Consider the following 10,603-nt stretch of genomic DNA (forward strand, 5'->3'; position numbering starts at 1 on the left):
GTGTCCCCAACCGCCGGTCGGCTTTCTCCTGCGCGGATTGACCCGAAGCCAGAAAGGTCTAACTTACATCGAGTGGGAAAATTTCCCACGCCAACAATTCAGAAGAAACCGTTAGGCCAAGGGGTCGCTCCCAAGCTGCTCCCGAATTGCAACCTGATTGCGTTGGCACTGCTCGCGGTAAATCACCAGGAGAATGCACGATGAACACTTACCTGCTTTTCAAGAGAGGTTTACTGGCGCTGGCAATTGGTGGCGTCCTCTCGGCTTCCAGTGTTTTGATACCAGATTCCATTTCCCATGACTCGAGCGCCTATGCCAAGGACGGTGGTGGTGGTGGTGGTGGTGGTGGTGGTGGCAACGGTGGCGGCGGAAACGGCGGTGGCAATGGCGGCAACAGTGGGCACGGTGGCAACAGTGGGCACGGTGGCAACAGTGGTCACAGCGGCAGCGACCATGGGAATGGGAATTCAGGCCATGCCAGTTCTGGAAGCTCGAACTCCGGTCGCGGTGGTACCCATGCAGAAGCGGGTGACGACCACGGCGTCCACGTCGGCGGCGAGGCCGGTGACGATCATGGCGTCCACGTCGGTGGTGAGGCCGGTGACGATCATGGCGTCCACGTTGGCGGTGAGCCTGGTGACGACAATGGCAACCATGTTGGCGGCGAAACCGGCGACGACAACAGCCGGATCTGAAGCGTTTTGTGGCCTCATGCAAAACCCGGGGGACCGGTTTTGCATGAGGTGCGGCAAAAAAATACGTGCGTGCGCTCATGGGATTATTTCCCGCGCGGCTATACTGAGGGTTATCTATCCAGGAATCCGCTGAATGCAATCGTCCACGCTGCCCACCTCGCTCCTCAAAGCCTTGCGGCATGTCATGCGGCCGCTGGTACGCCTGATGCTGCGCAAAGGCGTCACTTACCTAGTGTTCGCCGACCTGCTCAAGGAGGTTTTCGTCGATGTGGCGGACCGTGAGTTCCGGCTGGGCGACAAGGTACCGACCGACAGTCGCATCAGCCTGCTCACCGGTGTGCACCGCAAGGATGTACGGCGCTTGCGCAACACCAGCGAATCCGCCTCATCCACGCTTCCGGAAAACATCACCTTCGGTGCGCAACTGGTCAACGCCTGGGCCAACGCGCCCTTTTGCAACGACGCCGGCCAGCCACTGCCACTGCCTCGATTGGCCAGTGTCGGCGGCGAATGCTCCTTTGACGCCTTGGTGGCGAAGGTCAGCACGGATATCAGGGCGCGGGTGGTGTTGGACGAGTGGCTGCGCCTGGGCGTCGTCCGTCTTGACGAACAAGAGCGCGTGCATCTCGAAGCCCAGGCCTTCGTGCCGCAAAAGGGCTTCGATGAGAAAACGGCTTACCTGGGGCATAACCTGCACGATCATGCCTGCGCTGCGGTACACAATCTGAGCAGCGAAGGTCCGGCCTTTTTTGAACGAAGCGTCCACTATGACGCATTGGCCCCGATGAGCGTCGAGGCGTTGCGCGAGGCCGTTGCCAGCGAGGGGATGCAAGCCCTGTTGAGCTTCAACCGACTCGCCGCCGAGCTGGAATTCCGGGATTTGCCCAGCCTTGAACCGCGCCAGCGCATCACGGTCGGCTTGTACTTCTACACTGAAGCTTCCGATCCCGATTCACCAACGGCCTCTAAGCCATGACCGTCAATTTGCGCCTGATTCGTGCAATCGCCCTCGCTCTGGGCCTCGGGCTTCCGATTGTGTTGCAAGCCGCCCCAGCCTGTGTCAGCCAGAATGACGCGGGCACAATCGAAGTGCCCCTCATCCAGGCTCCGGGGGGCACCGGCGGCACAGGCGCGGCGCCTGGCGGCATGGGGGGTACCGGCATCAGTACCGACAACGGCGGGATCGGTGGTACTGGCGCACCGCTGAAAAAGCACCCTGGCGGCATTGGCGGCACCGGTGCCGTTGCAGGCGGTGTGGGTGGCACTGGTATCAGCAACGATAACGGAGGGATCGGTGGCACCGGCATTGTCGGCACCATCACCGGGTTCGCGTCGATCTGCGTCAATGGCCTGGAAGTGCACTTCAGCAACAACGTTCCGGTCAGCGAGAACGGCATTGCCACTACCAGCACCCAGCTGGCGGTAGGCCAAGTGGTTGCCGTGGAAGCGTTCAATTCCAAGCGAGGTCTGGAGGCCGGGCGCATTTCTATCCTGCACGTCTACGAAGGCCCATTGACAGCCCTGCCTAGAGACTCCATGCCCATGCGTGTCATGGGGCAAACGGTACGCCTGGCCAGCGGTGCTCAAGTCGCTGCCGGTCTGCGCCCGGGTGATCCGGTACGGGTCAGCGGGCTGCGCGATGCTCGTGGCGAAGTGGTGGCCAGCCGCATCGACCGGGCGCCCGGCCTCAAGGAGGCCAGTGCCATCGGCTCGGTGGATCGCAGCGGCTATCTCCAGGGGCTCAAACTCAGCAATCACCCAGGCCCGGCGCAGGAAATGCTGGTGCGCGGCCAGTGGTCCGGCCGCGAGCTGGACGTGACCCAAAGCCGCCCCGACCCGAGCCTGCCCTTCATTGGCCGGGCACACAATGCGGTGATCGAGGGCCTGGTACAGGGCCGGCAGGACCGCCATTTGGTGGTCGGTGGCTTTAATGTGACGCTGGCGCGCGACACCGTGTTTGTCGGTGTGCAGCCTTCGGAGCTGGCGCTGGATCGACGCGTGCGGGTCAACGGCGTGTTCACCGGCGCGCGGGACGTGAAGGCAACGCGTATCGAATTGCCCCGCGAGCGCTCCGATTCGCCAGCCAGCAATCAGCACGGACGACTCCGAACCAGCGAGCAAAACACGGACGACTCAAGTGGCTCGAGCAACTCGAGCGGCTCCAACAGCTCCAACAGCTCCAACAGCTCCAACAGCTCCGGCAACTCCGGCAACTCCGGCAGCTCGGGGAACACGGGCAGTGACAGGAGCGGCCGCTCCGAGAGCGAAGGCAGTGTCATCGACGATACTCGCCACGGGGGCAATGACAGTCATGGCGGTGGCGACCAGCAAGAAAGCGTGGACAGGTCCGGCAAGTCAGAGCGTATCGAGAAGGTCGAGCAACCCGACAAAGTCGAGAAAATGGAAACAATAGAGAAAGTCGAAAAGGTCGGACGTCCGGAGAAAGTCGAGAAAGTTGAACGGCCAGAAAAAGTCGAGAAAGTAGAAAAAGTCGAGAAAGTAGAAAAAGTCGAGAAGGTAGAAAAAGTCGAGAAGGTAGAGAAAGTTGAAAAGGTCGAGAGGGGCGAGAAGGTCGAGCAGGTTGAAAAAGTCGATCACTCTGGCAGGTCGGGTTAAACAGTGCAGTCATGATGCACTATCGTCATAAGTAACTAGGCTGGGTAAATCACGCAACAAAGCATGCGTGTGAACTTCGATGACGGAACACACGAGGTGAACATGGGCCCCAAGCGCACCCTGCTCGTCGGTTTGCTTGCCAACCTGGCCTTGCCAGCCTTGGCCGATACCTTCACGACCTCGATAGGAACCGACTACTCTCGGGGCGACTATGGCACCGGTACTAATTCCGAAACCTGGTACGTCCCGCTGGTGGGCAAATACGAAACCGGTCCCATGACCTACAAGCTCACTGTGCCCTGGCTGCGCATCACCAATCCGGCGGTCGGCCCTGACGGCGAGCCGTTGCCCGGCGGCTGCGGCAAAGTGGAAAGTGGTTTGGGCGACACTGTCGCTGGTGCCGACTATGCCGCGCTTGACGGCAGCGTCGGCGGGCTGTTCGTGGACCTGATCGGCAAGGTCAAGTTGCCCACAGCCGACGAAGACAAGTGCCTGGGCACCGGCAAAACCGACTATTCCGCCCAGGTCGATGTCGCTAAAGCCTTCGGCCCTGTGACCGGGTTTGCTACCTTGGGCTGGAAAAAGTACGGCGACCCGTCGGACTCCGACTTCGACAATCCGATATTCGCCGGCCTGGGCTTCGCCATACCCGTGTTCGCGCGCACCACGGCGGGCGCGTCCTACGACTGGCGGCAGAAGATCGTTTCCACGGGCGACCAGATCAAGGAACTCACCCTCTTCCTCACGCACAAGCTCAATCAGAACTGGAAGTTTCAGTTGTATGCCGTCAAGGGGTTTTCCGACGCCAGCCCGGATGGCGAGGCTGGATTGTTGCTCAGCCACGCTTTCTGATACCCCCCGTTGCCTGTCAGGTTATTTCCAACATTGATGCGTTTCACCGACTCGACCCAAGCCGGGTCCGCGCGGTGCGCTTCGAAAAACCTGCCAGGCCAGCCAGCGTCTGACAGGCTCTTTGATTCGCCCCTGGTTACCTGGGTAAATCCGAATGTCAGCTCCTGGTCTATTCCATTGAAAAAAGTCGTCTCGATAAACCGGCCGATCGGGTGAGGGGCGATTCTCCAATGGGTTAGGTTGATGTTTTTGCTCAGCGCGTGCCTTAGTCCTGATATTTGGTCGTTGACACTCGGGCTGACAACACTATGGCAGTGGCAGTGGCAGTGGTGGTCACGGTGGCGGAGGCGGTGGCGGTCATGCTGCTGGTCATGACGGTGACGGTCATGGAGGCCCGGGACGCGGCGGCGCTGACCATGGCGGTATTGCCGGGAACAGAGGCCCAGGCAATGCGCATGACAACGACGCTGACGATGCCGCAGATGCAGCCAGGGACGCTGCCAGAAACGATGCAGATGCAGCCCGAGATAATGCCAAAGCTGCTGCAGATGCAGCTAGAGATGCGGCCCGAGCTGATGCGGATGCAGCCAGGGATGCTGCAAAAGCCGCAGGTGTAGCGGGCGCAGATGCAACCAGAGATGCTGCGCGGGCTGCCGCAGATGCGACTAGAGACGCTGCCAAAGCTGATGCGCGCGCAGCCAGAGGGGCTATGGCGGACGCCCCAGACGCCCCGGACAGGGACGTGGCTGAGGTGCAGAACTAGGCCTGCAAGTTCCGCCATGAACACGGCAGGCATAACAGCAGAAAACGTCCCGCAAGCTTAAGGGACGTATCGGCAAAGAGTCGCAAGCCCTGAAGCGTCGCGGGGTTTGCGACTTCTTTTCGAAATCTGTCGCACGGTCCGAAACACTGACGAGGATGGCGGCAGTGGGGACGGAGCTGGACGGGTAAGCAATACAATCCCAGTCGTTCACAAAACCCGGAGCCCTCCCGTTTTTGTGGCGCAGGGGCAGGAAGTTGGACTCAGCTGTCCACCGACCGCTTTTGGTCGATTCTGTTGAAAAAGTCGGCGAAGGTTTCCACGGCAGAAAAGTACGCGCTTGAGATTGAAATCTTTACTTTTAGTAGAGGATTCCGGGCTCAGATTTCGTGTAGCTGCGCGCAAAAAAAGCGTTTTCAGCAGTCAGTACGCGAGTAGCTTGGAAGGACCGACTGTTTTCAACAGAATCGGCCGATTTCAGCCTGTCGCGAAGGACAGAAAACCCAAAGCAGCCCTTCGCGAAAGGCTGCTTACGACTGTGGATTCAACACACTGGATTTTGTGTAAGTGGGATCTCGGTTACACCGGCGCTAGCAGCACCTTGGGTGCTGCATTTGAGGCTTGAGACCACGCATTTCGGTCAGCCTGGGGGCGCGCTACACAGATTAGCTGCTGGCGTGATCGGTCGCCTTGGCTTTGCTTTGAGCTACAGCGGCTTCAGCCTTCTGTTTCTGTGCAACCTGGTAGGCTTCCATCGAGACTTTCCGGGCCGCCTCCATACGATTGAACGTCTTGTCACCACCACCTGTGGCCATCGCCAGAGAAGAAGCGGTCAGAGCGGCGATTACGAAGAGAGCTTTCATGGATTTCATTTGGGTATCCTCAAGTAAAACTTTTTGAACTGCTAACAGCGGAATTTATTGGCTAAAGCCGAACTTCCTTGTTCAACCTGGCTTCACCATCCAGCCAGGGCGGCGTTTCCTGCTTTCCAGGTGCCTTGTTCCATGCGCGCTTCGGTGTCTCTGTTTTTTGCCCAGGCAGTGAGCAGTACCATCATCCCGAAWCCRCCGACGATGAGAACCGGATAGGCTGCCAGCAACTCCACCAGCGAGTACTTCCAGGCCAGCGGACGACCMACACCCAGCATGGCGGCATAGAACCACGACACGCCAGAGAACGCCCCCGAGAACAGCGCCAGCATGCGCAGGCTGAAGGAGAGTTTCAGTAACGAACCGGCTTTTTTCAGAGCGGGCATTACAGCGCTATGCAACAGGAAGCCGTTAAAGGTCAAYAGCACAACTATGCCAATTTTGGCTTGTAGTTTTGGATTGAGGAAATACTCCATCCCCTTGCCGGCATAATCGATCCCGACGATACCAATGCCCGTAATCCAAAGCGCTACAAGTGCAAGCGATACGGTTTTTTGAAGGCTTTCCATGTGCGCGTCATCGTGGTGACTTGACGCACCTCCCTTCAGGAGTTGCTTGATCATTGCAATGTCACTGGTCAAAACCAGCCCGATTGCCACACAGCAGGCGATAAGATGAAAATATACAACGCCCAAACGCAAATATTCCACGGTGGACGAAGAAAACATACTAAGTTCCATGGTTACCTCTTGGTTATAATGGTGGATCAACTTGGCTCTCGGCACGGCATAATTGGAGTTTGCCGTTCCTGATTGCAGTTAAGATCCAGCAATTACTATTAATTAGTCTTGCGGCATTACGCTGCCAGGACAATAGCGATTTTCGCGAATGAACTTTTAATCATTCGTTCATGTCCATTTTCAGGTAACAAAAAACATCATCCGCACTTTGTGCATATGAGGTTTAACTTCCACTTCTAGGGGGGCAGGCGAGGCCCGGAACTCTATCGGCGAGCCGATCAGGCAATGCTGGTGGGGTCGGCGGGGCTTCCACCCCATTCGAGGAAACGGATCTTGTGAACTTCACCCTCGCTGTCTTCGTAGACCAGGGTCACCGGTACCACGCCGGTCTTATCGGATGTATCGGTGCGCTGCAGTACTCGTTTCACATCGATGTCCATTCCGTAGTGGTATTCAACGGCTGAGACATGCGCGCCAGGTTCTTGCAGATTGTTCTGGTCGAAGACACTGGGTGCGAGACTGGATATCACGGCACTGACAATTGTGGCCATGCTCATAAGGCTGTACCTCTACTTAAGTTCGCTTGACGGGGACCTAATGTGACACATGGAGTAACTGAAGTTCACTTTAACGCGACGAACGTGCCTGCCTGAAAAGCCTGATAGTGGCTGTAAACTCCCGGCAATTCCCCGCGCTTGACGCCCCCCGACCATTCGTCCTTTAAACCCCGTATTTGTTGGAGAAACTCCTTTTTCTGCCTGTCGCGAAGGACTGGAGACAACCCAAAACAGCCTGTGAAAAGTGGCTGCAATTTGGCTGGGTTGTTTTTCTTTAGGCCTGATTTCGTCCTTTCCGGGTCCCTGTTATCAGCCGAACACATCGAAGAGTGACAAGACTGCCCCCGTGGAAAAATGAAGAGGATGAGTACCAAGGTTTGGATTATCGGCTTGCTACGCACGGGAGTGATCCGCCGGAATAGGCAGTGAATCGCGCTCAAGACTTTCGGTGACTAGAAATCTTGTTGCCATAGTGCCCAACCCAAAAGCTATCACGCTGATGAGAAGGAAACTGACGATGCAAAACCACCGCAGGAAATTGAGTCGGTTGGTGGGGGCAATCGAGTCAGTCATTCTACGGCGCAGGCGCTTAAACACTGCATCGGCTACATGCATAGGGAGTACCCCTAGGTGTGCTGCTTATCTTGTTGTAGCAGCTTCAACTACCCAATAAAGCCCTGGATGAGAACACGGCATTCACTATGCCAAGAGTTGAACGCTTTTTGATTTCTGGCCGAAGTGATCCATATATGCCCAGCGACGGGCTTGAGGAGGTGCCGCTTGCGGTATTTCGCCAGCAACACTAAGCAGATAGCGCGGTATTAAAGCCCATATATGGGGATTATTTTCCCGGAGTGTGGGGATAGCGATTCCACAGGAAGCTTAAGATCGGCTCAGTAGCAGCGGCAAGCAGACGGCAGACTCTATCTGCTCTCATTGGGCACAGGCTCATCGGACGCCTACGAATTCCTCTCTGGTTCACCAGGCTGTCAGAGGAGTCCTCAGTCGCCTGCGAAAAGCCCATGCTTGTGTGCGTAGGCGTACAGATCTACGCGGTTCGTCAGGCCCAGCTTGCTGTAGATCGATGTTAAATGGTTGCGCAGCGTGTGCTCGCTGATGTGCAGCTTCTCGGCCACCGACTTGCCAGAGGCTGAGGGGGCACTGGCCAGTGATGCAATGGTTTGGTGCTCGCGGCGCGTTAGCTTGGCGATTTTTTGTTGCTCCGGGTCTATATCGCGCTCGGCTTTCTTGCGCGCCAGTTCAAGGAAGATTCGGCTGGTCGCATTGCGGTCAATCCAGAGTTCGCCGTCATGCACTTTTTCTATGGCTTTGAGCAATGTTGATGCGGATGCCGACTCCCGCTTATCCACTACGCCACGTGCGCCCGCCAGCACCGCACTGTCATGCAGCGCCACGTCGCTCGACCCTGTCACGACCAGAATCTTGGCTTTGGTCTGGCTGTGCAAGTCGGCCAGCGACTCGATACAGTCCTCGCTGTCCAGGTCCAGCACCACCACATCCGGCGCGTATTGGTGCAGCGAAAGCAGGTATTGCGCCACCGACGCCACCGAGCCCGCCAGCGCCAACCTTGGTTGAGCGCTTTCCACCAGACGCTCAAGGCCCCAGGCCACGAGCGGTAGAGCTACTAACAGGACTTGAATTGGCATGCGGCTCGCTGCCTCTTTAGGCGGGTTGTGTTAGCTGATCATGATAGCAATCGTTGCAGTCCTTAGCTTTTTTCTATAGCGCATCAGTCCCCCCTCCCATGACATTTGTCCCGTAAAACACTGTTTTCATGGGTGATTGACTCCTAGAAAAAAGGGATAGCGCACTCATGTAAAAAACAGCGGTCGTTTTTAGACTTCTGTCATGAAAGACGCACACCGAATTGAGCCCCGTGAACAAGTCACCCTGTCGCTGCAACTGATCGGCGGGGGCAACGGTGTCACCCGTGACATCAGCGCCTCCGGTTTGTATTTCGAAACCGATAGCGAGCAGCAGGTGGGTAGCTTGATTGACTTCGAGATCGAGCTCGAGACTCCTGGCGGCCCCATGAAGTTCAAGGCGCAAGGACAAATCGTGCGCATTGAGCCGCTGGGCGGCAGGGCCGGGGTGGGCGTGAAGCTGCTGGCCAGCCGGCTGGTGCCGGTTGAGTGAGCTGTTCGTGGGGTGAGGAGGAATCGGCTTGCGGCTGTTGGCGGCCACAGCGGTTTTTTGCTCTGAGTAACATTCTTGGGAGAAAGACATGGCTAGCACCACAACTACCAGCGGCGGAACCGTTACCTCGTTTTCCAACACGCCGCAGGCGAAGGATGACGTCTTTAGCACCACTGAAAATATGCTGGGGGTCATGTATTGGGACGTCATGTCTAATGACCTCGGCGGCAACGCGAAGTCACTCTGGTCACTCGACAACGCGGTAAGTTCTTCTACTGCCACCAAGGCTTATGCTCCGGCCGACCTCCTGACCCAGGATACGGCGAGGGCTGAGGCGGCGAGTTCTGACACCAGTAAGAATGGTGCAAAGATCTGGATCACCTCGGACGGGAAGGTCGGCTACGACGCCGCTACTTTCTCCCCTGAATTCAAGACACAACTCCAGGCGCTTGCTGCTGGCGAGCTCCTGACGGACAGCTTTACCTATGCGATTCGTCTCGGCAACGGAACGCTCAGTTGGGCCACCACGACAGTGCAGTTTTCGGGCGTGAATGATGGTGTGACGATTAGCATGGGCGAGCAGGCCGGCATGGTGACCGAAGACGCCGACACCACTGCGAGCGCAACCGACACACTGACGGCCAGTGGCACGATTGTCTTCAAAGACGTCGACCTGAGTGACACGCACATGGCGACGTTCGCGCCGGTGGGGGGCAACGCTACTCATCTTGGTACGTTCGAGCTCTCGGCGGTAAGCGAAGCAGCGAATGCGGCCAACGGTTCGGTGCAATGGACGTACAACCTGAGCAATGTGGCGGCGCAGTACCTGGCCCAGGGCCAGACAGTAACCGAAACTTACGTGGTCACCATCAGCGATGGTCATGGTTCGTCGGTTACGCAGAATGTGACCATCACCATCACTGGCACCAATGACGCGCCGACGGTGACGGCGGCAGAAGTCGAAAGCGGTGCGGTGGCCGAAGACGGCACCACGGTGACCAGCGGCAGCTTCGCCTTCGGCGACGTGGACCTGGTCGATGACGCACATGTGGCCAGCGTGAGCGCACCGTCCGGTGCGCTGGGTACGCTGGTGGCCAATGTGAGCGACGAGAGCACGGGCGACGCGGCGGGCAGCGTGGGCTGGACCTATACGCTGAGCAACGGTGCGGCGCAGTACCTGGCCGAGGGCCAGACCAAGACCGAAGTGTTCACGGTGACGCTGACCGACGACTTCGGGGCGGCGGTGACCAAGGACGTGACGATCACCATTACCGGTAGCAATGACGCGCCGACGGTGACGGCGGCAGAACTCGAAAGCGGTGCGGTGGCCGAAGACGGCACCACGGTGACCAGCGGC

General features: G+C 57.9%; 11 protein-coding genes. 7 read left to right on the plus strand and 4 right to left on the minus strand.

The window, feature by feature from the left end:
* The first annotated feature begins 200 nt into the window (after positions 1-200).
* The 5 genes from AC1DWM_RS25085 (at position 201) to AC1DWM_RS25105 (ending at position 4,780) form a co-directional block, all read left to right on the plus strand.
* Positions 201-695, plus strand: a complete 495-nt coding sequence (locus AC1DWM_RS25085; protein ID WP_477796417.1) for a hypothetical protein — start codon at positions 201-203, stop codon at positions 693-695.
* A 133-nt stretch (positions 696-828) separates the two neighbouring features.
* Complete coding sequence (locus tag AC1DWM_RS25090) at positions 829-1,671, plus strand: DUF6502 family protein (RefSeq protein ID WP_223521398.1); 843 nt, start codon at positions 829-831, stop codon at positions 1,669-1,671.
* Complete coding sequence (locus tag AC1DWM_RS25095) at positions 1,668-3,311, plus strand: DUF5666 domain-containing protein (protein WP_477796418.1); 1,644 nt, start codon at positions 1,668-1,670, stop codon at positions 3,309-3,311. Before AC1DWM_RS25090 ends, AC1DWM_RS25095 begins: the two co-directional genes overlap by 4 nt.
* Positions 3,312-3,413: 102 nt before the next feature.
* Complete coding sequence (locus AC1DWM_RS25100; protein ID WP_223521402.1) at positions 3,414-4,163, plus strand: transporter; 750 nt, start codon at positions 3,414-3,416, stop codon at positions 4,161-4,163.
* A 308-nt stretch (positions 4,164-4,471) separates the two neighbouring features.
* Complete coding sequence (locus tag AC1DWM_RS25105; RefSeq protein ID WP_477796419.1) at positions 4,472-4,780, plus strand: hypothetical protein; 309 nt, start codon at positions 4,472-4,474, stop codon at positions 4,778-4,780.
* A gap of 808 nt (positions 4,781-5,588) precedes the next feature.
* On the opposite strand, the gene AC1DWM_RS25110 is transcribed toward AC1DWM_RS25105, so the two are convergent.
* From AC1DWM_RS25110 to AC1DWM_RS25125, 4 genes are all read right to left on the minus strand, one after another.
* On the minus strand, positions 5,589-5,795 hold the full coding sequence (locus tag AC1DWM_RS25110; RefSeq protein ID WP_223521405.1) for a co-regulatory protein PtrA N-terminal domain-containing protein: 207 nt from the start codon (positions 5,793-5,795) through the stop codon (positions 5,589-5,591).
* An 83-nt stretch (positions 5,796-5,878) separates the two neighbouring features.
* Positions 5,879-6,532 (minus strand): hypothetical protein, encoded by a 654-nt coding sequence (locus AC1DWM_RS25115; RefSeq protein WP_477796420.1) that lies wholly within the window; start codon positions 6,530-6,532, stop codon positions 5,879-5,881.
* A 278-nt stretch (positions 6,533-6,810) separates the two neighbouring features.
* On the minus strand, positions 6,811-7,089 hold the full coding sequence (locus AC1DWM_RS25120; protein ID WP_223521410.1) for a DUF2790 domain-containing protein: 279 nt from the start codon (positions 7,087-7,089) through the stop codon (positions 6,811-6,813).
* Between the two features lie 1,001 nt (positions 7,090-8,090).
* Positions 8,091-8,756 carry a LuxR C-terminal-related transcriptional regulator gene (locus AC1DWM_RS25125; protein ID WP_223521412.1) on the minus strand — a complete coding sequence of 222 codons (666 nt, stop codon included), beginning with the start codon at positions 8,754-8,756 and terminating at the stop codon, positions 8,091-8,093.
* Between the two features lie 202 nt (positions 8,757-8,958).
* Here AC1DWM_RS25125 and AC1DWM_RS25130 point away from each other — a divergent pair, with 202 nt between their 5' ends.
* A complete protein-coding gene (locus AC1DWM_RS25130; protein WP_223521414.1) occupies positions 8,959-9,246 on the plus strand; it encodes a PilZ domain-containing protein in 288 nt (95 codons plus the stop codon).
* Between the two features lie 208 nt (positions 9,247-9,454).
* The coding region (locus AC1DWM_RS25135; RefSeq protein WP_477796421.1) for a VCBS domain-containing protein at positions 9,455-10,603 on the plus strand (1,149 nt) is incomplete at its 3' end.

This window comes from Pseudomonas sp. P4_C8 (assembly GCF_056401975.1).